The sequence below is a fragment of the Vibrio variabilis genome, from assembly GCF_003263785.1.
Lineage (GTDB): Bacteria > Pseudomonadota > Gammaproteobacteria > Enterobacterales > Vibrionaceae > Vibrio > Vibrio variabilis.
Genome location: NZ_JYJK01000087.1, coordinates 64740 through 88455 on the forward strand (window position 1 = coordinate 64740; position 23716 = coordinate 88455).

The window sequence follows — 23716 nt, forward strand, 5'->3', positions numbered from 1 at the left end:
TAGTTGGCTTTGCGAATCACTTAACTTTGCGAACTATTTAGCTTTACGAACTATAGCTCGAACCATGCCTTTAAAAATGAACAGATGAGCTGGCATCATAGCAAACCAATAAAGCAGTCCTAAAAAGCCTTTAGGGTGCCACCAAGCGCTGATGTCTATCTCACGTTTGTCACCATGGTCTCTAATGGTGAATTCTAGCCTTCCAAGTCCTGGTCCTTTCATCCCAAATAAAAGGGATAAAAAGTGAGGCGGTTCGCAGCGAATGACTTTCCACGAATCGATAAAGTCACCTACCTTTAGTTCTGGCCCTTCTGGCGAGCGCCTTACAGGACGACCACCACCAAAGAAGATATCGAGCCACTCTCGGGTTCGCCACAGTATATTGGCGAAGAAGTAACTGTCTTTGGGATCGCCTATCGTTTTCACCACATCCCATAGCTGCTCAGCGCTTTTACTTGTTGTGAAGCTCGCGCCGGTTTTTTTAGGATAATAACCATACCCAGCTTGCCAACGGCTAAGTGCTGCGGGTTCAAAACCCCAAACGTTGCTGCGAATGAATTCACCGTCCTGCTGAATGCTGGATGCCACAGATTGCTGGTAGGAAATGAGCTGTTGCGGGAAGCGCTGCCTAATCGATTGAGAATCGGCAATGAAATCATGTTCTAGCCCAGCCAGAAGAGCACGGCCAATACTTGAAGGTACCGATGTAACAACACCCAGCCAGTAAGAGGCGATTTTGGGCGTGAGCAGTGGTGTTGCCCATAAGCGAAGTGGTTTGCCTATTTGCTGACAAATGATCTCAAACTGTTGGCGATAGGAGAGCACATCGGGACCGCCGACTTCATAGATCTCGCTATTTGGTTCGGCTTCTTTCGATAGTTCAATAAGATAGTGATTAAGGTTCTCCAGCGCGATAGGATTGGCTTTAGAATCCACCCATTTGGGTGTGATAAGCACGGGCAGGTTATAAACAAAATCACGCATGATTTCATACGCGGCGGAGCCTGGGCCTATAATCACGCCCGCCCGCAGCTCGGTAATGGGCACTTTACTAGTACGCAGTAACTTACCAGTGGCTTTACGAGCCGCTAAGTGCTCGGAGTTGCCGGTTTGCGGCTGGATGGCGCTAAGATAGATAACATGTTTGACTTCGCTGATCTCCAACGCATCGCGAAAGTTCTGTGCGAGCGAAAGTTCATACTCGAGGAAGTCATGACCGTGCGCCATGCCATGCACTAGGAAATAGACCAAATCAAATTGCGGTACGAGCGCAAGAGTGGCTTCACGATCGGCCAAATCGAGATATTCGAAGGTCAAATGTGAGTGTGGGATAACTCGAGCTTTAAGGTAGTCAATCTGCCGTGCTGCTGCGGTTACCTGATAACCTTGAGCGAGTAAAATAGGGATCAACTGTGAGCCGACATAACCCGATGCGCCGAGAACTAACACTCGTTTCATTTCTATCCCTCGATTTTCTTCTAAGAAAAACTATCTCTCTAAAACTTAACACATTTTAGACAATTTTCAGAAAAGCTGCTCTTCATAATCGCTGATTTTTCATTGGCGGAGAAGCAAATTATTAACACCTTTTTTTATCACTAAGCGGCAGCATATTTTATAAGAATAGCGAACTCGCAGAATAGTCGCGTGATCTAGGGGTTTTTCCTTCCTTGTGGGTCGATTTTAGTGTAGATTCAGTGTCCAAATTTTCGTTTGCATAAAGAGTTTCAATGCTTAAGTTGTCTGACCTTAGCAAGGGCTACATTGACGGTGGTGAGTTCCATCCTGTACTGCAAAGTGCAGAGTTAACACTGGCACAAGGTGAACAACTGGCATTAATGGGTGAAAGTGGCTCTGGAAAGAGTACGTTACTAAATTTAATTGCTGGGATCGATAAAGTGGATTCTGGTGAAATTTGGTACCCTGACTTTGCTATGCACGAAGCGAAAGAGAGTAAGCGCACTGCTTATCGCCGCAACAATATTGGCCACATCTTTCAGCAATTTAATTTGCTGCCCACGCTAAATATCGCCGACAACATTCGTTTCTGCCGCCAGATCAAAGGCCTGCCTGAAGATCGTGGGCTGTGGCGCCAGATTCTCTCTGCACTCGATTTAATGGCGTTACTAGGTCGATACCCAGAGGAAATTTCTGGTGGTCAGCAGCAACGAGCAGCCATTGCTAGAGCGCTGTATATGGAGCCGAAAATCTTGCTAGCGGATGAGCCAACCGGGAGTTTGGATGAGCGAAATGCTGAGGCGGTCATGCGCTTGTTGACCTCTCTTAGCCGACATCTGGAATGTACCTTGTTGGTCGTTACTCACAGTGAGAAAGTGGCGTCGCATTTAGATGGCTCGATTCGCCTTCAAGGAGGGCAATTGCATGTTATGGCCCGTAGTTAAGGCGCTACTGGGACATTATCGTCGCCACCCTCTACAAATTCTTCTCGTTTGGCTTGGCCTAACACTAGGCGTATCACTGCTTGTTGGTGTGACCGCAATCAATCATCATGCTCAGCAAGCCTATGCCAGTGGTGAGCGACTGTTCGCGAACCCGGTGCCTTATCGCATTCGCCCTAAACATGCTGAAACCAAAATCCCGCAGGCTTTTATATTCAATTGCGCCGTGATGGCTTCAAGCAATGCGTTCCATTTGATATTCAAAAAGTAACCACGAAAGACGGCCTAGAACTGAACTTAGTAGGTGCTGACCCGATCTCTTTGTTGCAACTGAAGAACAAGGTCACTATCAGTGATATTGCATCACAAGATTTGATTAAGGTACCCACCACGATCCTTGTCAGCCATGACTTGTCTGAACTAAAGGGCTGGAAAAATGGCGACTCTATTACCCTAGATAATGGTTTAGAGCTCGGGCCTGTAAAGGTAGACAGTAAAGTCGGCATCAAAGGCATGCAGATTGTCGCGGATATGTCTTTAGTTCGTGCACTAAAGCGCTCCGCCGGTTTATCGGTTATAGCTTGTGGTGAAATGAGCTCTGCTCAACTTGAACGACTTCGCAAAATGATTCCAAATGGAATGACACTGTCACGCAGTTCGCAATCTGAATTGGAATCTCTGACCGCCGCTTTTCACACCAACTTGTCAGCGATGAGCATGCTGTCGTTTGTGGTGGGTCTATTTATATTTTATCAGGCAATGTCACTGTCATTGGCTCAGCGCCAGCCCCTAGTCGGTAGCCTGCGACAAGTCGGCGTTTCTGGTTGGCAATTGGCGCAAGCGCTTTGTATGGAGCTTGCGGTACTCGTCTTCCTAAGCTGGCTGTGTGGTAACGTGTTTGGTCTTGTATTAGCAAACCAACTTATCCCTGCGGTTTCGCAAAGCTTGAGCGATCTTTATGACGCCAATATTGGCTCAGTATCGAGTGGAGCTGGCAGTGGAGCTTGTACAGCTTTGTGCTTGCGATGTCGGGCGCGGTGATTTCTTGTGGCTGGCCTTTGATCCGTTTGTTGAAGACGCAGCCAATTCGTTTGTCAGCGCGACTTTCTTTAATGCGCTTCACGGGCGCAGAGTTTACCTGGCAGGCATTTTTAGCTTGTGGCCTGTGTGTGGCGGCGGTCGCTATTTACCAGGCACCGAAATCGCAAAACTCCGGTTATGCCATTATCGTGCTCATGCTGCTTAGCGTAGCACTGATTACACCATTCATTACTTGGAAGATTTTCACCCTGTTTTCCTACTCACTACGTTGGGTCAAACTGCGCTGGTTCTTTGCTGATGCAGCGGCGAGTATGAGTTATCGCGGCGTCGCGAACATGGCGTTTATGTTGGCAATGGCGGCGAACATGGGGGTTGAGACCATGGTTGGCAGTTTCCGTGATACCACAGATCGCTGGCTCACTCAGCGATTGGCGGCCGATATTTATGTGTATCCGACCAATAACAATGCGAATCGTATGAGTCGCTGGTTGGAAGAGCAACCTGAAGTCGAACGCGTATGGTGGCGCTGGGAAGAAGAAATCCCAACCGAATCTGGTTTGATGCAAGTGGTGAGTACCGGTAATTCGGTCGGCGAAATGGATGCCTTAACGGTGAAAATCGCGGTGCCAAACTATTGGTATCACCTTCACCATTCTCGCAGCATCATGATCAGTGAGTCTATGGCGCTGAAACGCGATTTACGCCCGGGAGACTATGTCGACTTGGGTGCGCCGTTAGGGGGCAATTGGCATATTGTTGGCGTCTACTACGACTATGGTAATCCATATCATCAAGTATTGTTGTCGGAAAACCGCTGGCTTGCGAATTTAGCTGGCTCTGGTGATGTCGCCTTGGGTGCAGTGTTAAAAGATAAGACACAGTCGCTGTTTGTTGAGCAGAGGCTTCAGTCACGCTTTAGGCTGAGCAGCGAGCGTATTTACGACAATACCTCTATTCACAATAAAGCGATGACCACGTTTGATCGCACCTTTGCTATTGCCGATACGCTTGGCAACATCACGTTGGTGATTGCCGTGTTTGGTATCTTCTTTGCGACCATTGCCGGGGAAATTACTCGTCAGCGACATACTTCATTGCTGCGTTGTCTCGGCGTTTCAGGTAGAGAGTTGGTGATGATTGGTGGGCTACAGCTATTGGTGTTTGGCTTGATCTCCGCTGCGATTGCGATGCCTTTGGGTGTGGCGCTAGCGCAGCTCATTGTCGATATTGTGATTAAGCAGTCTTTTGGCTGGTCACTTGAGCTTCAAATCGTTCCATGGCAATACCTAGGAACGTGTTTGTGGTCGTTGGCAGCATTGGTTATCGCGGGTGCGCTTCCTGTATTGAAGCTTATTCGCAATTCGCCGATTCATTCACTCAGGGATGCGCTATAAATGAATCGAATGCAGAAACTCATTTTCTCTTGTTTGCTGGTTGTTGTGGTCGCAGTGACGATTATCTGGGCGACCAAACCGGTACACGATGCGATTACCGTCACTAAAACAAGCCAAATTAATGCGGTGTTTGGTTCCCCAGGCAAAAAGGTATTTGAGCCGGTTTTACCCGATAGAGAGATCAAGTTACCGCAAGATTTTCGTTTTCATCCAGAGTTTCAGCACGAGTGGTGGCAGTTTGTCGCTCAATTAGAAGATGAAGCAGGGCAAACCTATTGGTTGCGAGTTCGATTCTTCCGTTATGCCAGTGACGATCGCGTTGCAACTGGATGGCAAGATCCTCAAATCTATATTGCTAACGTGGTGCTTAATAGCCATCTTGGTATGTTCACTGATCAACGTATAGCTCGCGGTGGTATCGGCCAAGCGGGTGGCTAAGTCGTCCGTTTCGTGTGTGGATTGATGATTGGTCTTGGCGCTCTTTATCAAGTGAGCCACTGCCAGGTAATTTAAAACTGGCCACCGAGCAATTCGCGGTGAATCTGCAGCTTATGGCGGCCGGTCATTACGCATTGATTGGTGAAAATGGTTACCATAAGAAGCACGACTTATTGCCGCGTGCTTCCTACGCCATCGAATCCCCATTTGTAAAAACCGTTGGTACGCTGGCGCTCGCGAATGGAAATGTACTGACGATTAAAGGCCGTGCTTGGCTCAGCAAAGAGTGGGGCAGTGAGTTAGTCGGGGCGAGCTATGTTGGCGAAGACAACTTTGTTCTTTGGCTTAATGATGATGAGGCACTACTAGTCAGTCGTTATCGGTACAAAGACAATATGCCTTACACCAGCGCTGCGATATTGGATCGCCAAGGCAACGTCAAGAATATTCCTACAGACGATATCTCTATTCGAGCCGTAGGTTATACCGAATTTGACTCAGGACGGCGCGTCCCGCTTAGTTGGCGATTGCGAGTACCTAGTCATGACATAGACCTTATCATTAAAGCGCGTAAGCGAGACAACTGGGTCAACTTCGTTGTGCCCCAATGGCAAGGGGCTATCATGGCAAATGGTTCCCACCAAGCTCAAGGATTCATGCAATTAAGCGGCTACTAAGCCGCTTTTTTTTGTTCGTTACTCCGTTACATCTGACACTTCTTGTTACGCTATCGCGTCATATTGTTGTTCTAGAATGATATTGACATTGAGTAGACTGAGCTAAGCCATTCATTCATCACACCTATCTTTGCTCTATACTGTTACTAGTGGTGCTGAATTGGTATACATATCTCGAATCTTGTAAGAGTATTATTCGGTTATTCCTACATTTAACATCCGTAGAATCGATTTTTTATGGAATTTAACTAGATATACAATTTTTAACATTCAAACAATGTGAATAAATATTAAGGGCTTTACATTATGAATGACGTCATTCGTAACTTTTTTAAGATGGAATCTGCAGGGGGCATCATCCTAGTTATTGCTGCGGCAATTGCGATGGTTATCGCCAACTCTCCTCTCAATGAAATGTATCAAGGCGTGCTTCATACCTACGTTTTCGGTCTGTCAATTTCACACTGGATCAACGATGGTTTGATGGCGATCTTCTTTTTCCTAATTGGCTTGGAAGTTAAGCGCGAGTTACTTGAAGGCGCTCTAAAGTCAAAAGAGACAGCCATCTTCCCTGCAATTGCTGCTGTTGGTGGTATGGTTGCTCCGGCACTTATTTATGCTTTGTTTAACATGGGTGATGCGGAAGCAATGAGTGGCTGGGCTATCCCAGCGGCAACAGATATAGCCTTTGCATTGGGTATCATGGCATTGCTTGGTAAGCGTGTACCTGTCGCTTTGAAGGTTTTCCTACTGGCGCTTGCTATCATCGATGACTTGGGTGTTATCGTTATTATTGCGCTTTTCTACAGCAGCGACCTATCCACTATCGCATTGACGCTTGGCTTTATAATGACGGGAATCTTGTTCGTACTTAATGCCAAGAAGGTGACCAGCATACCGGTTTATCTTGCAGTTGGTGCGGTGCTTTGGATAAGTGTGCTTGCCTCTGGAGTTCACGCGACGCTAGCTGGTGTAGTACTTGGCTTTGCTATTCCGCTTAATGGTAAGCCGGGTGAACATTCACCACTTAAGCATCTAGAACACGCGCTTCACCCATACGTTGCATTTGGTATTCTGCCTATCTTCGCATTCGCTAACGCAGGTATCTCGCTAGAAGGCGTTTCAATGGAAGGACTGACTTCAATGCTTCCACTAGGTATCGCAATGGGTCTGCTAGTCGGTAAGCCACTGGGTATCTTTACCTTCAGTTGGGCGGCAGTGAAACTTGGTGTTGCGAAACTGCCTGAGGGCGTCGACTTCAAACAGATTTTTGCAGTATCCGTGCTGTGCGGTATCGGCTTTACAATGTCTATCTTTATCGCGTCATTGGCCTTTGTAGGGGTGAGCCCAGAGTTCGATACTTATGCAAGATTGGGTATTTTGATGGGCTCAACAACCGCTGCGGTTCTCGGTTACATCCTACTGAACCTATCGCTTCCAAAGGAAGCTGCACCTGAGCCAAAAATTCAATATTAATCACTCAGGTATTGAGTACTCAAGCATTGCAGTGAGAACAAGACAAACCCAGCTTCGGCTGGGTTTTTTTATTGGTGTAGAAAACGACAAGCAAAAAAAAGCCCAAACCAACAAGGGGTTTGGGCGGATACAAATAGGAGTTAATAAGAAAAAAGCAGCATGTAGTCAACAAAAAGCAAAAACAGTGGCATCAGAAACTCATTCTTTGCTGACTACACTTAAATAGACCCGCCTTATCAAAATTAGTTCACACAAAAAGCAAAAAAATAACGAAAACTTCAAAGCCCCTTTTAAAACAGCTTCTTGTGAAAGATGTCCGACCAGTATGTAAAAAGTTTGATGTTAATCACTTGTTATCTTGGTGTTGCGAGAGTATATTCAAACATATGTTTGATACGGGCGATTGAAATGACGACGAGACTCACCACAAAAGACAAAATTCTGGACGTAGCGGAAGCGTTATTTGCAGACGGCGGCTTCAACGATACATCACTGCGCACCATCACCAGCAAGGCGAACGTGAATCTGGCGTCGGTTAACTACCACTTTGGCGATAAAAAGACATTGGTCCGTGCGGTACTAAATCGCTACTTGGAAGCGTTTATGCCGGCCGTTGAAAAGGCGCTGTACCAACTAAACGAGCGTGATGACTATGACATGGTCGACGTATTTCAGTCGCTCAAAGATCCACTACTAACGCTCAACGATCTTAAGCCGGGCGGAGCGAGTCGCTTCATGTCGCTAGTCGGTCGTGGCTATACCGATGTGCAAGGACACCTACGTTGGTTCATCACGACTCGGTACACAGAAACCTTGGCCATGTTCACTCACTCAGTCATGCGTGCCAATCCCAAGCTCGATGCAGAAACCCTGTTTTGGCGCCTGCACCTTACGCTTGGCACCTGCGTATTTACTATGGCATCGAGCCAAGCGCTTTCCGAAATTGCGCTGAGCTCGTTTGAAAAAGAAGTCAGTGCAGAAGCGATCATCGACCAGATTATTCCTTACCTCGCAGCAGGTGTTGCTGCGGAGTAAAGCTTTAAAACCAAAAACGTACATAGAAACGAAATAATAAAAATACACCTGAACAAAAGGATAGGTATCATGAGCTCTCTACGAAGAAAATGGATCAGTGACCCAGCGTTTAAATTGTTTAAAAAAGTGCTACCGCCATTGTCCGCGACAGAGCGTGAAGCAATGGAAGCGGGTAGTGTTTGGTGGGATGGAGAGCTATTCTCTGGAAAGCCAAACTTCAAAACGCTGCATCAATATCCTAAGCCGGTTCTTACTGCTGAAGAGCAGTCCTTTATGGACAACGAGCTAGAAACGTTGCTTGCAATGCTCGACGACAATAAGATTGTTAAGGAAGATCGTGACCTACCTAAAAAGGTTTGGGATTACCTGCGCAAAGAGCGTTTCTTCTCTCTTATCATTTCCAAAGAGTTCGGTGGTCGTGAATTCTCATCACTGGCGAACTCAACGATTGTGACCAAGATTGCGACGCGCAGTATTAGTGCGGCTGTTTCGGTCATGGTACCTAACTCGCTCGGCCCGGGTGAGCTGCTGTCTCACTACGGTACTAAAGAGCAAAAAGATTATTGGCTACCAAGCTTGCCGACGGTACAGACATTCCATGTTTCGCTCTAACAGGTCCAGAAGCGGGTTCGGATGCGGGCGGTATCCCAGATAAAGGTGTGGTTTGTTACGGTGAGCACGAAGGCAAAGAAGTGCTTGGTATCCGCCTAAACTGGAACAAACGTTATATTACCCTGGCACCAGTTGCGACAGTACTGGGCTTGGCATTTAAACTTCACGATCCAGACCAGTTATTGGGTGAAAAAGAAGACATTGGTATTACCTGTGCGCTTATTCCAGCAGACCACAAAGGTGTAGAAATTGGTGAGCGTCATGACCCACTTCACCTTGCATTCATGAACGGCCCTACACGCGGTAAAGACGTGTTCATTCCTATGGAGTGGCTGATCGGTGGCCAAGAATACGCAGGACGCGGCTGGCGTATGCTCGTTGAATGTTTGTCTGCAGGCCGTGGTATCTCGCTTCCTGCGCTAGGCACGGCAATTGGTCACCTAACGACAAGAACAACTGGCGCGTACGCATATGTTCGTAAGCAGTTTGGTATGTCGATTGGTAAATTTGAGGGTGTGGCAGAAGCGATGGGTCGCATTGGCGGTCTTACATACCTACTTGAGGCGACACGAACGTTAACGACAACGTCACTGGATATGGGTGAGAAACCTGGGATTGTGACTGCAATTGCCAAGTACCACATGACAGAGATGGCGCGTACGATCCTAAATGATTCAATGGATATCCACGCAGGTCGAGCTATTCAAGATGGTCCAATGAACTATCTTGCCTCGAGCTACCTGGGCATTCCTGTTGCGATTACTGTAGAAGGTGCGAATATCCTAACTCGAAACCTGATGATTTTTGGTCAAGGTGCGACACGTTGTCACCCTTTCGTTCTACAAGAAATGGAAGCAGCAGCGAATCCAGATGCTAAGCAAGGTGCGGCTGACTTTGACAAGTTACTGTTCAAGCACATCGGTCATGCGACTAAAAACACCTTCGGCGCCTTTGCCGCTGCGCTAACAGGATCTAAATTTGTCGGCGCTCATATGAGTGGTCCAACCAAGGTTTACTACAAAGACTTAACGCGTTTGAGCAAAGCGCTTGCAGTCAGTGCGGACTTCGCAATGCTGACATTGGGCGGCGATCTAAAACGTAAAGAGATGATTTCTGCTCGCTTGGGCGATGGTCTAGCGTATCTATTTATGGCCTCTGCGGCGTTGAAGAAATACGAAGATGATGGCCGTCAAGCATCGGATCTAGACTACGTGCATTATGCAGTTCAGCACTGTTTCCACCATGCGGCTAAGTCGCTAAACGAAGCGTACAAAAACTTCCCAGCTCGCTGGGCAGGTGTCACGCTTAAAGGGCTATTGTTCCCACTAGGCAATCACTTTGAGAAACCATCAGACAACCTAACGCTTGAGTTAGCGAAGAGTATGATGGTGCCTGGTGCACATCGTGATCGCCTGACTCATCTTTGCTACATCGGTGAGCAGCCAAACGACAAGATCGGCTTGATGGAAAATGCTTTCCTAGCGATGTACGACATTCGTGACCTAGAGAAGAAACTGTTTGTCGGCGTGAAAGAAGGCAAAATTGCGAGAAAAGGTCTATTGAAAGATCGCTTACAGCAAGCGATTGAAGCGAATGTGTTAACGGAGCAAGAGGTTGAGAAAATCCTTGCTGCTGATGCGCTTCGTTATAAAGCGATTCAGGTTGACCACTTTAGCCACGACTTCTCTGAAGTAAGAACCGATAAAGTGGATAAGCCTAAGCTGAACAGCGTGGCATAAAACTGAGCAGCGTTGCTTAACGCAAACTAAATGGTCTAAGCGCTCTAGTTTCTAGAGCGCTTTTTTTGTGCGCTATAAGTGTGAAAGTGCTCCAACCACTTGGAAAAATCAGAGAAATTGACAGAAATAGGGTGCGAACTGGAAGTGAAACTCTTATCCTACTAGGGATTTTTTGAGGAACTGAATATGATCATCAAACCAAGAATTCGTGGATTTATTTGTACTACTACACACCCAGTTGGTTGTGAAGCTAACGTAAAAGAACAAATCGCTTACACCAAAGCTCAAGGCCCAATTGCAAACGCACCAAAACGCGTTCTAGTAGTGGGCTCTTCTAGTGGTTACGGCCTTTCTTCTCGTATCGCTGCGGCGTTCGGTGGTGGTGCAGCAACAATCGGCGTATTTTTCGAAAACCAGGGACAGAAAGAAAGCCTGGCACAGCGGGTTTCTACAACTCTGCTGCTTTCGACAAGCTAGCGAAAGAAGAAGGCTTGTACTCGAAAAGCGTAAACGGTGATGCTTTCTCTCACGAAGCGAAGCAGAAAGTTATTGACCTAATCAAAGAAGATCTAGGCCAAATCGATATGGTTGTTTACTCACTGGCTTCTCCAGTACGTAAGCTACCAGAAACAGGCGAACTCGTGCGTTCTTCTCTAAAGCCAATCGGCGAGACATACACATCGACAGCGGTAGACACTAACTCTGACAAGATCATTGAAGCAAGTGTTGAGCCAGCAACAGAGCAAGAAATTGCTGATACTGTGACTGTGATGGGTGGTGAAGATTGGGAACTTTGGATTAATGCACTCTCTGAAGCGGGTGTTCTTGCAGACGGTTGTAAGACAGTAGCATACTCGTACATCGGTACCGAGCTAACGTGGCCAATTTACTGGGAAGGTGCGCTAGGTAAAGCGAAGATGGACCTAGACCGTGCAGCAGCAGAACTAAATGCGAAACTGTCTCAAACTGGCGGTAGCGCTAACGTTGCAGTACTTAAGTCTGTTGTGACTCAAGCAAGCTCGGCAATTCCTGTTATGCCACTGTACATTGCAATGGTATTTAAGAAGATGCGTGAAGAAGGCATTCATGAAGGCTGTATGGAACAGATCTTCCGTATGTTCTCACAGCGTCTATACAAAGCAGATGGCAGCGCAGCAGAAGTTGACGATAAAAACCGTCTACGTCTAGATGACTGGGAACTTCGTGACGATATCCAGAAGCACTGTGCTGATCTATGGCCGCAAATCACGACTGAAAACCTGAAAGAGCTGACGGACTACGTTGAGTACAAAGAAGAGTTCTTGAAGCTATTTGGCTTTGGTGTTGAAGGCGTTGACTACGAAGCTGACGTTTCACCACTCGTAGAATTTGATGTTATCGACCTATAATCGATAGCGGTTAAATTGACATGAATAAGGGGCGCATGATGCGCCCCTTTGTTGTACCTAGTAAATAGTTGTATCTAGTAAATAGTTGTATCTAGTAAATAGTTGTATCTACTTAAGCGTTTTCTCTGTTAAACCTGATACGGTGAAGATCAGGAGAGAATGATGAGGATAGTACCCGCCAGAGTCATTAAGATGTTGGCGATGGCATAGGTACCTGCATAACCCAGAGCAGGAATTGTCGAGCGAGCATGCTCGTTGACTACATCCATCGCTGGTGCACAGGTTCTCGCGCCCACAATGGCACCAATAAGCAGTGCGCGGTTCATCTTAAGCACATAGTTACCGACCAAGTAGGCGAGTACGACCGGCAGTACACTGACTAAGAATGCGATCAAAATTACTTGAGGACCGACTTGCGTTAGGTGCTCAAACATTTTGCCACCGGCACTTAACCCGATACCGACCATAAAGAACATAAGACCGAGATCTTTCACCATGTTCAAAGCCCCTTGCGGTACATAGCCGAAAGTAGGGTGGTTGGCACGTAAAAAGCCTAGGGTAATACCAGACAAAAGAAGACCAACAGCATTACCTAATCCAAACGACACCTGACCAAAGCTCATGGTGATCAGGCCAAACATGATGCCAAGAATAAAGAAGCTACAGAACGCCAACAAATCGGCCATTTGGCTGTGGATCGAGATAAAACCAATTTTCTCTGCCAAGCCATGCACACGGCTCTTTTCACCACTTACCTGGAGAATATCCCCTTTGGCTAGCACGATGTTGGCGTCCATCGGCATTTCAATTTGAGCGCGAACGACGCGGTTCAAGAAACAGCCATACTCTGACAAATTCAGGCTGGAGAGACTCTTGCCGGCAATGTTGTCACTTTTTACTACGATCTCTTCTTCAACAATGCGTAGGTCGAGCAAGTTACGGTCGAATACTTCTTTGCCGTTACGAAAGCTTGGATCCAAGCGTGCGTGACTGTCTGGGAAGCCGACCAATGCAATTTCATCACCTTCTTGCAAGATAGCATCGCCATCTGGATGGGCGAGGATACCATTGCGTCGAATACGCTCAATGTAGCAACCAGTTTGACGATAAATGCCCAGCTCGCGAAGGTTCTTACCATCGGTCCAATCAATCAACTCCTGACCAACACGGTAGGCACGAATGATTGGTAGATACACCTTACGTTGTCCACTGCCGCCAAGACCACGCTCTTGCGCGATCTGTTGTGCTGAGTCATGAAGGTTTTGCTTTTGAAGCTTAGGAAGCAGTTTCGCGAGCATGATCATGCTGATAAGACCAATCAAATAGGCCATCGCGTAACCGACTGAAAGGTTTTCAATCACTAGGTTGAAGTCCATACCACGTGGAATAGTGGCTAACCCGGAGTTCAGTGCATCTTGAGCACCGACGAGAACCGGTGTGGCAGTCAGTGCCCCAGCCATTACACCCGCCGATAAGCCGTAATCTAAGCCTAGATAGTGGCTTGCGAAATAGGTGACAGTGAGCGCGGTCACCAACACCGTTAAGCTCAAGATCAAATAGTGTTTGCCATCTCTGAAGAAGATACCAAAAAAGTTTGGACCTGCCTCAATACCAACACAGTAAATGAATAGCATAAACCCGATTGTCAGCGCTTCAGCATTAAAACTGAATCCGAGGTGTCCCATAATAAGGGAGGTAATCAGCACCCCAATGGAGTTACCGAGTTGAAGGTTACCGAAGCGAATTTTGCCAAAGGCTAAGCCAATCGCCAGAACGACGAAGATTAGGAGAATTGGGTTTTGGTCAAGCAAGTTGACGACGTCTATGTTCACTAGTACGACTCAAACAGACAGTGTGAAAGAATGATTAAAGTGTGGCGATTGTAGCGGAAATTTTCAAAAAGATAAGTGAAATTTTTTCGGATTTGACATTAGTTCAATTGTGGGGATTAACAAGATAGAAATCATAATGTTACCCAATCGGTTGTGTTTGATTTATACCAAAGGTGTTCCGAGTCGCAAAAAAGAAAGCCAGCGCAAGGCGCTGGCTTTGAAGATGATTTCGTCAACTATACTTAGTTGACTGCATGGGCATATTAGTCGAATAGACCCAGGTTTGCTTTAGCGTAAGCTTCGAATTCAGTACAGCCACCGATGTGGTCTTGGTCGATGAAGATCTGTGGCACAGTTTCTACTGGCTTACCAACAGTCTTTTCTAGGTCTGCTTTTGTAATGCCTTCAGCATGGATGTCAACGTAACGATAGTTAAAATCGTCGCGTTTAGCTTTTAGCGTTTCAGCATGCTCTTTTGCACGAACACAGTAAGGACAACCAGGGCGACCAAAAATAACAACGAACATTCAATTTCTCCTTGAAGACTAAACTTTTTGCGTGAACCAGCAGTAACAAAAACAGGGGTTCATCATTTTGTTGAAAACCACTATGCCTCAAGATGAGAAGGAAATAAAGCGTCATTTGTCTCTTGATGCGATAGGTAAAACCTATCAGTACAGAAGTTGCGCAAATCTCCATGACGCTGGATGAAAATAGGGTGTGACGCTGTGCAAAAGTTGAGTATTTAATCGGGTGACATGCGCTAATTGCTTGGCATAAATCAAGAACTGTCGCCAATGAACATAGCATGCTGACGTTAGCTTTGTATGTTTGCTCTACCGAAAAGACTCGCTAAGGTTTGTTTTTCGTATTGCTGGCGGTATAGGCAATGATTCGAATAGTGAGTTGACGGTGTACCTAAAGGAATCCGGTATGTTTCAGTTTATGACTTCGAGTCGCATTATTTTCGGTGAGGGGGCGCTGCAGTCCTCTTTGTCTATCATCAATCAATTCGGTTACAGCGTACTTCTCGTAACGGGGCAAGACCGTCAGCGTGCTGAGCCGGTCATTCACTATCTTCATAATCAGAACATGCGCTATCAGCATGTCGCGATTCGCGGTGAACCAAATATTACCATGGTTGAAGAGACAGCGATTATGGGGCGTCGCTTCAAACCTGATATGGTGGTTGCCATTGGTGGAGGAAGCGTTCTCGATATGGGCAAAGCGCTTGCGGCGATCATTCCAAATCAAGGGGACGTTTACGACTACGTTGAAGTGGTTGGACGCAATGTCCCTCTCAAAACCAAACCGATTCCTATGATTGCCATTCCGACGACAGCGAGCACTGGGGCGGAAGTGACCAAAAATGCGGTGCTTAAGTCGGGACAAGATAAGGTGAAAGTCAGTTTACGCAGCCCAGATATGTTGCCTGATGTGGCCATTGTGGATCCTGTGTTGACTTACGGTACCGATGTGTATACTTCTGGACGCGGCGCGATGGACGCCTTTACCCATTTGATGGAAGCCTATGTGTGCGGAGAGCCCAATCCGCTCACAGATATGGTGTGTGAAGAGGGGCTTAGAAGACTTAGCTATTCGATTATTCCAGGCTGTAAGCAAGACAATCCAAAGTCACGCGCGGATCTCTCTTTTGCAGCGATGTTAGGAGGAATGGCGATTACCAACGCAAAACTCGGTGCTGCACACGGATTGGCATCGGCACTGGGTGGAAAGATTTCGGCGCCGCACAGTGTGATTACTGCTCGTCTTGCCCCTCACGTCATGATGGAAAACATTAAAGCTGCCAAGCGGGCAGGGCGCAGTGATGTGCTTAATCGTTACCGAACCATGGCTCAACTGCTCACTGGCAGAAACGATGCGAGCATTGAAGATAGCATTCAATGGGTCAACATGATCTTAGAGCGTCTGTCCTTGCCGCATCTCTCAGATTTTGGCGTGTGCGGGACGTCGTTTGAACAAGTGGCCGCCGATGCGATGAAGTCTGTAGCGATTAAAGGAAACCCCATACCACTGACGGAAGACAGGCTTATCTATATCCTCAATCAGGTGTGCCAGTGTCAGTGTGACGGTCATGCTGAGCCCTCAGAAGAGACAACCAACATCGAGTACCGGAATAACCCAGTAGAGACAGACTAGTTCGATTAGTCGAGTTTGAAAACGCTATAAAGAAAAGGGAGGTCAATTGACCTCCCTTTTGAGTCTTTCGATAGAAGAGCGAGGGCTCAGCTACAGGTAGTGACAAATAATAGATAGGGACTAGTAATTTGGCACTTTGTTGTAGCGAGAATCTTTGAGCGCTTCTTTAACTCGTTTCAGGTTATCTCTAAATCCGCTACCACGACGCAGAGTAAAGCCGGTCGCAAGAACATCAATGATCGTCATCTGGACTACGCGACTAGCCATTGGCATGTAAACGTCAGTGTCTTCTGGTACGTCAACGGTAATAGACAGCGAGCTTGCTTTATCTAGCGGCGAATCTTTAGCCGTAATCGCAATGACAGTCGCGCCGTTTTCACGGGCTAGGTGAGCAACTTCCACTTGGCTCTTAGTGCGGCCAGTATGCGAGATAAGCACGATAACGTCATTATCTGAGCAATTGATGCAGCTCATGCGTTGCATGACCACATCTTCGTAGCACGAGATTGGGATATTGAAGCGAATGAACTTATTCTGAGCATCACGAGCAACAGACGAAGAGGCTCCTAAGCCGAAGAATGAGATGCGCTTCGCTTGAGTCAACAAGTCAACCGCTCGGTTGATTTGCATTGAGTCCAAACTGTTCTTAGCAACATCAAGGCACGCCATGTTGATTCGAAAATCTTGTGGGTGTATGCGTCCGGGCCGTCGTCTTCTTCAACGTTGCGGTTTACATAAGGTGTGCCGTTGGCAAGACTCTGTGCTAAATGCAGTTTAAAGTCTGGGAAACCTTTTGTATCGAGTCGGCGGCAAAAGCGGTTTACCGTCGGCTCACTCACATCTGCCATTTTGGCAAGCGTAGCAATGCTGGAATGAATGGCGGTTTGGGGGACGCCATAATAACTTCAGCGACCTTACGTTCAGATTTGCTGAAGTTTTCTAAATTCTTTTGGACTTTCTCTAATGTATTCATAGTGTTCACAGGGTAAAGAGAACAACTTGTTGACGCTGATTATCCGGGAGCTTCTCTCTCATTTGTCTAAATGAAAGACTAAGTTACCGTGATGTCGAGTTTTTATAATAGGTCGATCAGCACCAACTCCATAGCCTCAGTATAAACGAAGCACTCGGTTAGCTGTAACAAAAGCTCACATGAAATCTTTAGAATATGACAGGCATCAAACAAAAAACTGGAAGAAAAAAACAATTGAGTGAAAAATGGTCACTTATTGCCAGTTTCTAGCGCAATTTTACCGTATCACTCCCACAAAACAGAAAGAAAGTTTCATAAGTGGGAGAGTGATAGTGATTTCATATTGCCGAGAGCGAGTACCGTTAGTCGCAAATTTTGTTAGCTAACGCGTTGAGAGCAGACATTAATGCTGACGCAGACTGAGCGATTTCTCGCTGCTCGTCGAGCACATTGCTTAGCACTTCTGTCGAAGTCAGTGGGTTAGCCAATACAACTCGGAATACAATGGTATCGCGACCCGACCAGCGTATTGGGTTCAGTTGAGTACGAGATACAAAAGATAAACCGGTTTCACGTTGTTTTTTCTGGACAAACTTGGTGAGTTGGTTGAGAAGATCATGCAGCTCATCTCGGTCAGCTTCTGAAGCAACTGCCAGTGCCTGCTTAACATTTTCCGGGACATAGCGGTAAGTAAGCAAACAAAGCTCTGGCTTGCTGACGAGTTCAAAGTCACTTTGTTTATCGATTAGCTCGGCAAAGTAACGGGCTTTTTCGATACTTTGGTTGATCAACAGCTCATATCCGGGTCTGCTAATGATGTGCATTGCAGCATATACCAACATCGCCATCCCTGAGCGTGATCCTTCAAGCGTGTGACGACCTAGGTCTTTCGAGCCTTTACGCAAAATATACTGAGCATGGTGTTGAATGCTCTTCATTGCTTGTGGATCTTTGAACAATACCATGCCTGCACCCATAGGGATGTAGAGCTGCTTGTGCGCGTCGATAGTTACAGAGTCTGCGAGTTCAATACCGTCTAAAATAGTGCGGTATTTATCAGACATGAGTGTCGCACCACCCCAAGCCGCATCAACATGGAAGTGACAAGACTCTTCAGCACAAATGGCAGCAATTTCACGCAGTGGGTCAACATTGCCCGTTTCCGTTGTTCCGGCTACACCGATAACGGCAAAGGGATTAATGTTTTGCTGTTTGAGCTCGGCAAACTTATGCTTGAGATCGTCTGGGCAGATGCGGTTGTATTCGTCCGTTTTAACCGCAACGAGACCTTGCTGTCCGATACCAAGCAAATCAGCGGCTTTTTTTAGCGAATAGTGACCACGTTCTGAGACCAAAATGGCAAGTCCTTCATAGCCATAGTGTTTCATGGCTTTGAACAGACCTTGTTTCTCTACCCCTTGGAACTCTCCGTCAGCTTTCAACGCACGGTTACGGGCAACCCAAAGAGCGGTGATGTTAGCAATTGTGCCACCAGAGCAAAATGCTCCTAGGGAATGTTCAGAGCTGTGCATCCACTTATTGTAGAAAGGCTCTGATTCGGAATAGATCAGCTTATGAAGCATACCGAGAACTTGGCGTTCAAGCGGAGTGAATGCTTTCGATGTCTCGATTTTCACCAAGTTCTGGTTTAGCGCGATCATGATTTTTGATAGTGGCATCAAAAAGTAAGGCAGCGCTGAGGTCATATGACCAATAAAGCTTGGAGAAGAGGTGTGTACTGAATGTGAAACCAGGGTATCTAATAGATGTTCAGTATGCGCCGACACGAACTCGGGTTGTTCGGGAATCGCGGCACTAGAGAAATCTTTTTCAATTTCATGGAGGGGTTTTTCTTCAGCAACAATATGCTCTCGCAAAAACTGGTTCAAGTTTTTGGACAAACTTTCTTCAATTTGGGTCAGCGTAGAGTCAGGTCCTTCTGGGATAGTGAATATTCGAAGGAGGCTCTCAAAGCTGACATCAGCAATTTTTTGCTCAGATACCATATCGTTATCTACTATTGTTCCGTTACTGCAAGCGGCACAATCTAAACCAATTGGGCTAGAATGTCTCGAAAAAAAGTCCCATGGAGCCGATTTTTTGCCGTGCCACAGTGCATTGTTACACCATTTGGTTACTTACAATGCAAAAAGCTGGCGTAACAGCCAGCTCGTTGCGAAAGGTTATACGTTGCCTTGGCTATCGGTGAATCAATAGCATTGACCTATGGATAGCTTATTACTTGCAATTCATCGTTTCCACTTTTTGAATGGATTGATTATAGCGATTAAGCGCTGTTTCGATTTTCTTTGGGTGGCTAAGCAAATCGGCAAACGCGCTACGCAGCTCATAATTTTGTGGGTGAGGTGCAGCTTGACGATCGGCGAAGCTTTTCGCTGCCATCTGTCCTAGCTTGTCATTGCGTTGTGATAGCGTTTTAACGTCTTGCTGTTCAAGTTGAAGCCAAGTCTCTACAGATTGTTCGGTGGCTACTTTTGTAGGTTCATTGCTCAAGTAATAGTGAACAGCTTCACGATTGAGCTCAAAGTGATGCTTGCGGCCTTCTAAAAACCATTGGCTTACTTCCTCAAGCTTAGGGTATTCGCTAGTGGTCATTTGTGCCAAGTCCTGGTACCACTGAATGGAAGCGTCGATATAAGCATCATACTTATCGGTGTAGCATTGTGTCGCATCTGCAGACATTGCGCCAAATGAAGTGCTGATCAATGCGGCAGCAGTGAGCCATTTTTTCATTATTCTAATCCTTTGGTGGGCTAACGAGCGTGGGTTGTTATAATTATACCCAAGCAACGAGAAAGTAGCGGCTGCCTGGGAGGTGTTTGCAAGCAAGAATACAGGAATAGGTGGGGCTTTCCTGAGATCTACCCTGCAAGAGAAACAAAAAACAGCATTAAAACGGGCACCAATAAGCTCAAAATAAAGCCACTTACGATAGCAACAGGTACACATCTTACGCCGCCGCTGCTTTGAATGATTGGCAAGGTAAAGTCCATCGCGGTTGCGCCTGCATAGCCAATGGCAGTGCAAGGGCGTTTGCCTATCAACATGGGTATCATTACCAATGCGACAAGTTCGCGCAGTAGCTCAATCATAAATGAAGCACCGCCGTAAACTGGGCCGAATGCGTCACCAATCAATATGCCTGCGAGCGAGTACCACCCAAAACCAGATGCGATAGCGAGGCCTTTATATGGGGAGATATCAAGAATAAGCGCGCCTATAACGCCGCCTATCATTGAGCTTGCCACGATGACCGCTGCAATGGTCATTCCTTGCTTGTTGACCAAAATTTGTTTGAGCGTCAATCCGCTGTTGCGAAGTTGAATGCCAATAAAGAATAGAAGGATGATCAATATCCATTCGCTGGCAGTTTCAACCCAAGTAAGCCCAATAGGAAGCATTAGCCCGAGAACTAAACCGGAACCAACGACCGCTATTAGCTTGAGTGATTCCATTGCCATCGAAGAGAGAGGCAGTTGGTTTTTTAGCTGCTCCGTTTGCAAGGGCATCAGCCTATCAATCAAGGGAAGGCAAAGGAGGTTACAACCGCCAATCACGATAAAGAACGTGGCGGTAACTGTGATAATGGTTTTAAAGTGACTACCAAAGTTGTCGAGGGCAGCGAGACTAAGCCCCATTAAAAATAAGATGACAAAAATCAGCCAAGAGGTAGCTCGGTTGATGATATCGAGCTTTTTGGTGTCAGATATAGGAAATAGGTAGCCAATGCATAGCGGCGTAAAAATAAACAACATCCCTGAAAACATCGCGTTGAGCCTCTTCTGTTATCCCTAATGGTCGCCGCTACTGGCTAATTGTTGACATGCCTAATGATAGAAGTACCGAGTCGCTGAACTACATCCCTGCGGAGTGGATGACTTCAGCAATCTTGTCCTGAAAATCTTGCTCACTTAGTGACGTTAATTGATACATCACGTCAGCACCATCCACATTAATCTCCACTTCGTGCTCTTCTAGCGCATCGTGATCTTGTCTGCGGAACAGCAAAATATGATTGGCAATGCGCGCAACGTCGAGGTAGGACACCTCTGGGCGCTCTATATGTTTAACTCGGTTGGAAGCCACTTCGATAAAGTCACCGTCAAATCCCCAAGTATCAAGAACCTGTTCGCTTGTTAATGGGCAGCGTGAATGAAAAATCTGCATAGCAAGATCTGGGTTTAAGTAGTTGCCCTTTTCTAAGTAGAGGTGGTACTCGTTGACCAGACAGAATAGGCCAATATCAGCAAGGAAACCTACTAATAAGGATTTATCTTGTTCTAGGTGTGCATACTGTTCGCTCGAAATCTCTTGAAATTTTCTTGTTACCAGTACCATCACAGCCGCCAATTCGCGCGATACTTTCGCACTATTGACCAGTACTTCGTGGCATTCATCTGTTAAGTGGACAGAATGTTTGAGTAGTTCGATGGATTGAGCGGTCACAATATCGCGAACTCGGTAGATGCCCAGTCTTGAGACAGCCGTATTGAGGTCATTACACGTAATATTGCGGCGATTAAATATAACTGAGTTAGCCACTTTAAGGACGGTTGCCGCGAGCCCTGGATCTTCTAGTAAGCATTCCGCTATGTCAGCAACGCTTGTGGATTCATCGTTACAAAGAGCTTGTATCTTTAGTACGACTTCAGAGATAGGTGGAAGAGTGATCTTCCCGGTTTTGATAGATTGCTCGACTAAGTCTGCAAATTCCGTTTCGAGGCTTTCGATGAACAGCTGTTGGTTCTCTGGTAGCCAATAAAAAGATAAGTGGTTCATAAATATTCGAGAGGTTAAGCGATGGGGTCAGTGTACCTGCGCCAGTCTGCAATTGACAATAAGATTAGTGATTTAAATTGTTAGCGGTCATCCGTTTGCTGTTTAGAACATCATTCAATTGCTCATTAGAGTGCAACTGGTTGTCTATAGGTGAAGATTGTGAAGTGCCTCGCAAATGTTTTTTGGATAACTCGCACAACTGTGACATTGAGCCAGACTTAATTTGCAATGTGAACTATTATAAAAACATATAAGAAAGCGCGGCATTTTATACCACTATAAATTGACCGGGCTGATAACAAATTTGATTTTTTTAGCTGCTATTTCTGGTGATCGATTAATCGGGGTAAAGATTAAGGATCAAAGGAAATGATAGAGCAATCTTTTTACAACTACACGACTCAATTTGGCGAATCGCAAAAACGTTCGATGTTTGGTGGCACTGGGCTCTTCAAGGACGGCGCCATGTACGCATTGATCAGTAACGATAAAGTGTTTATCCGTGGAGGAAAGGCTTAGATGCCAAACTTCATGAACTACAATGCGAGAAATTTCGCCATGTGAAAAAACAATCAACAGCGACGGTGAACTATTACGACATAACCCATTTATTTGAACAGCAAGCGCCTGAGCTCAAGGATTTGGTTCGAAGCTCAATAGACAATTCAGTTGACCAACATTGCAGTAAGAATGCCGTAGAAAACCGCCGTTTGAGAGACTTGCCAAATATGCAACTCACTCTAGAACGCATGGTTAAGAAGTCGGGTATTCAAGACGTGAAAACGTTTTTGGAGCTCGGAGCCCCAAGAGTGTTTAATCGAGTGAAACGAACCTACGGTAACGATGTCGATGTCAAGTTGCTGTGGAAATTTGCAGGCGCAGTCGATGGAGTACATTGGAAGTTAATTCAAGACCCAATGAAGCAACGGTTGTTAGAGCATTGTTCAAAAATAGACCAGTGATTGTTGTAGCCTAATGTTTTACACAGTAAGGGATTGATGTAAAAAGAGGCCGTGTTATTAAACACGGCCTCTTTTTGATCGGTAAGCGAGTAACGAATATTAGAACGCGAAGCGCGCTGTAAACATTAGCTGATCACCGTAGATGTGGTTAATGCGACCTTCAAGACCCAAAGAGAATAGCTCCGTAGAGTGGAAGCGGCCGTACACAGAACCCATCCAACGATCTTTGTCGCCAACATTTAAGTAACCCGCTTTACCGCCGATTTCCAGTTGTGGGCCAAGCCATTGACGTACACCCAAGTTAACTTCCATACCGGTGTCAGTTTTGTGATGATCGCCACTGTCGTGGATGTGCGCTAGCATTTCACCAGTGAAGTCTGCCCAGTTGTTAACTGGAGCGTGAAAACCAACACCACCAGAGAAGTCGTAGTCGCCTTCAAACTTCGAATCGATGCTACCAACGATATGAGCATTTGGGTGAATCGACTTGCTGATAGCCGCACCAAACGTCATTGGGCTTGCACCTATTCGAGCTTCTGCATAATCGTAGTTGAAGTTACTCATCGTAGCTCGTTGCTCTTCTTGGTTTGCAAATGCTTGCTGCGAAGCGATAACCATCAGAGCAGCTAAAAGAGTTTTGCGCATAGTGTCTCTAAACCTTTTTGTTTGAACTTAATTCCATGACCATAAGAGTGCACGTCGCAAGATGCTTATGGCAACTTAAAGTATCCCGCTATGATAAATCAAATTCACCTTGCGGCTCCAACAAAAAGTGCCTCTAACGGGGGCA

14 protein-coding genes and 6 pseudogenes are annotated in these 23716 nt (G+C 46.2%); 11 read left to right on the top strand and 9 right to left on the bottom strand.

Features of this window, described 5'->3' with window-relative positions; genetic code table 11:
- Positions 1–33: 33 nt before the first annotated feature.
- The gene (locus tag TZ48_RS15410) at positions 34–1458 is read right to left on the bottom strand and encodes a DUF2867 domain-containing protein (protein ID WP_112479804.1); all 1425 of its coding nucleotides are present in this window, start codon (positions 1456–1458) and stop codon (positions 34–36) included.
- 272 nt (positions 1459–1730) lie between these two features.
- Between TZ48_RS15410 and TZ48_RS15415 the strand changes: the two genes are divergently transcribed.
- The 9 genes and pseudogenes from TZ48_RS15415 (at position 1731) to fabV (ending at position 12199) form a co-directional block, all read left to right on the top strand.
- Complete coding sequence (locus TZ48_RS15415; protein ID WP_112479805.1) at positions 1731–2402, top strand: ABC transporter ATP-binding protein; 672 nt, start codon at positions 1731–1733, stop codon at positions 2400–2402.
- A pseudogene (locus TZ48_RS15420) lies at positions 2383–4834 on the top strand (ABC transporter permease). Before TZ48_RS15415 ends, TZ48_RS15420 begins: the two are co-directional and overlap by 20 nt.
- A 9-nt stretch (positions 4835–4843) precedes the next feature.
- Positions 4844–5508 (top strand): annotated as a pseudogene (locus TZ48_RS25300) (lipocalin-like domain-containing protein); the annotation flags it as partial.
- Positions 5509–5529: 21 nt separating this feature from the next.
- On the top strand, positions 5530–5949 hold the full coding sequence (locus TZ48_RS25305) for a lipocalin family protein (protein ID WP_239670929.1): 420 nt from the start codon (positions 5530–5532) through the stop codon (positions 5947–5949).
- A gap of 306 nt (positions 5950–6255) precedes the next feature.
- Complete coding sequence (gene nhaA / locus TZ48_RS15435; RefSeq protein WP_112479808.1) at positions 6256–7425, top strand: Na+/H+ antiporter NhaA; 1170 nt, start codon at positions 6256–6258, stop codon at positions 7423–7425.
- A 31-nt stretch (positions 7426–7456) separates the two neighbouring features.
- Positions 7457–7651, top strand: a complete 195-nt coding sequence (locus TZ48_RS15440; RefSeq protein ID WP_112479809.1) for a hypothetical protein — start codon at positions 7457–7459, stop codon at positions 7649–7651.
- A gap of 182 nt (positions 7652–7833) precedes the next feature.
- Positions 7834–8460: a TetR family transcriptional repressor PsrA gene (gene psrA / locus TZ48_RS15445; protein WP_112479810.1), complete on the top strand. Its 627-nt coding sequence runs from the start codon at positions 7834–7836 to the stop codon at positions 8458–8460.
- A 69-nt stretch (positions 8461–8529) separates the two neighbouring features.
- Positions 8530–10811 (top strand): annotated as a pseudogene (locus tag TZ48_RS15450) (acyl-CoA dehydrogenase).
- A gap of 186 nt (positions 10812–10997) precedes the next feature.
- A pseudogene (fabV, locus tag TZ48_RS15455) lies at positions 10998–12199 on the top strand (enoyl-ACP reductase FabV).
- 149 nt (positions 12200–12348) lie between these two features.
- On the opposite strand, the gene TZ48_RS15460 reads toward fabV, so the two are convergent.
- Positions 12349–14031, bottom strand: a complete 1683-nt coding sequence (locus TZ48_RS15460) for an aspartate:alanine antiporter (RefSeq protein ID WP_112479811.1) — start codon at positions 14029–14031, stop codon at positions 12349–12351.
- Between the two features lie 263 nt (positions 14032–14294).
- Entirely contained in the window at positions 14295–14558 is a 264-nt protein-coding gene (locus TZ48_RS15465) for a GrxA family glutaredoxin (protein ID WP_112479812.1), read from the bottom strand.
- A gap of 406 nt (positions 14559–14964) precedes the next feature.
- Here TZ48_RS15465 and TZ48_RS15470 point away from each other — a divergent pair, with 406 nt between their 5' ends.
- Positions 14965–16191: an iron-containing alcohol dehydrogenase gene (locus TZ48_RS15470; protein ID WP_112479813.1), complete on the top strand. Its 1227-nt coding sequence runs from the start codon at positions 14965–14967 to the stop codon at positions 16189–16191.
- A 120-nt stretch (positions 16192–16311) separates the two neighbouring features.
- Here the strand turns inward: TZ48_RS15470 and TZ48_RS15475 are convergent.
- The 5 genes and pseudogenes from TZ48_RS15475 to TZ48_RS15495 form a co-directional block, all read right to left on the bottom strand.
- Positions 16312–17164: pseudogene (locus TZ48_RS15475) on the bottom strand (MurR/RpiR family transcriptional regulator).
- 362 nt (positions 17165–17526) lie between these two features.
- On the bottom strand, positions 17527–19170 hold the full coding sequence (gene panP, locus TZ48_RS15480) for a pyridoxal-dependent aspartate 1-decarboxylase PanP (protein ID WP_112479814.1): 1644 nt from the start codon (positions 19168–19170) through the stop codon (positions 17527–17529).
- A 232-nt stretch (positions 19171–19402) separates the two neighbouring features.
- On the bottom strand, positions 19403–19918 hold the full coding sequence (locus tag TZ48_RS15485; protein WP_112479815.1) for a hypothetical protein: 516 nt from the start codon (positions 19916–19918) through the stop codon (positions 19403–19405).
- A gap of 128 nt (positions 19919–20046) precedes the next feature.
- Positions 20047–20952 carry a LysO family transporter gene (locus tag TZ48_RS15490; RefSeq protein ID WP_112479816.1) on the bottom strand — a complete coding sequence of 302 codons (906 nt, stop codon included), beginning with the start codon at positions 20950–20952 and terminating at the stop codon, positions 20047–20049.
- A gap of 88 nt (positions 20953–21040) precedes the next feature.
- On the bottom strand, positions 21041–21964 hold the full coding sequence (locus TZ48_RS15495) for an HDOD domain-containing protein (protein ID WP_112479817.1): 924 nt from the start codon (positions 21962–21964) through the stop codon (positions 21041–21043).
- Between the two features lie 369 nt (positions 21965–22333).
- On the opposite strand from TZ48_RS15495, the pseudogene TZ48_RS15500 reads away from it, so the two are divergent.
- Positions 22334–22926 (top strand): annotated as a pseudogene (locus TZ48_RS15500) (TfoX/Sxy family DNA transformation protein).
- Between the two features lie 99 nt (positions 22927–23025).
- On the opposite strand, the gene TZ48_RS15505 reads toward TZ48_RS15500, so the two are convergent.
- Positions 23026–23571, bottom strand: a complete 546-nt coding sequence (locus TZ48_RS15505) for a hypothetical protein (protein WP_112479818.1) — start codon at positions 23569–23571, stop codon at positions 23026–23028.
- Between the last annotated feature and the right edge of the window lie 145 nt (positions 23572–23716).

Coding starts and splice junctions, on each gene's coding strand:
- TZ48_RS15465 (WP_112479812.1), bottom strand. CDS start 14,558: ATGTTCGTTGTTATTTTTGGTCGCCCTGGTTGTCCTTACTGTGTTCGT.
- TZ48_RS15470 (WP_112479813.1), top strand. CDS start 14,965: ATGTTTCAGTTTATGACTTCGAGTCGCATTATTTTCGGTGAGGGGGCG.
- TZ48_RS15415 (WP_112479805.1), top strand. CDS start 1,731: ATGCTTAAGTTGTCTGACCTTAGCAAGGGCTACATTGACGGTGGTGAG.
- nhaA (WP_112479808.1), top strand. CDS start 6,256: ATGAATGACGTCATTCGTAACTTTTTTAAGATGGAATCTGCAGGGGGC.
- panP (WP_112479814.1), bottom strand. CDS start 19,170: ATGGTATCTGAGCAAAAAATTGCTGATGTCAGCTTTGAGAGCCTCCTT.
- TZ48_RS15490 (WP_112479816.1), bottom strand. CDS start 20,952: ATGTTTTCAGGGATGTTGTTTATTTTTACGCCGCTATGCATTGGCTAC.
- TZ48_RS15505 (WP_112479818.1), bottom strand. CDS start 23,571: ATGCGCAAAACTCTTTTAGCTGCTCTGATGGTTATCGCTTCGCAGCAA.
- TZ48_RS15495 (WP_112479817.1), bottom strand. CDS start 21,964: ATGAACCACTTATCTTTTTATTGGCTACCAGAGAACCAACAGCTGTTC.
- psrA (WP_112479810.1), top strand. CDS start 7,834: ATGACGACGAGACTCACCACAAAAGACAAAATTCTGGACGTAGCGGAA.
- TZ48_RS15485 (WP_112479815.1), bottom strand. CDS start 19,918: ATGAAAAAATGGCTCACTGCTGCCGCATTGATCAGCACTTCATTTGGC.
- TZ48_RS15410 (WP_112479804.1), bottom strand. CDS start 1,458: ATGAAACGAGTGTTAGTTCTCGGCGCATCGGGTTATGTCGGCTCACAG.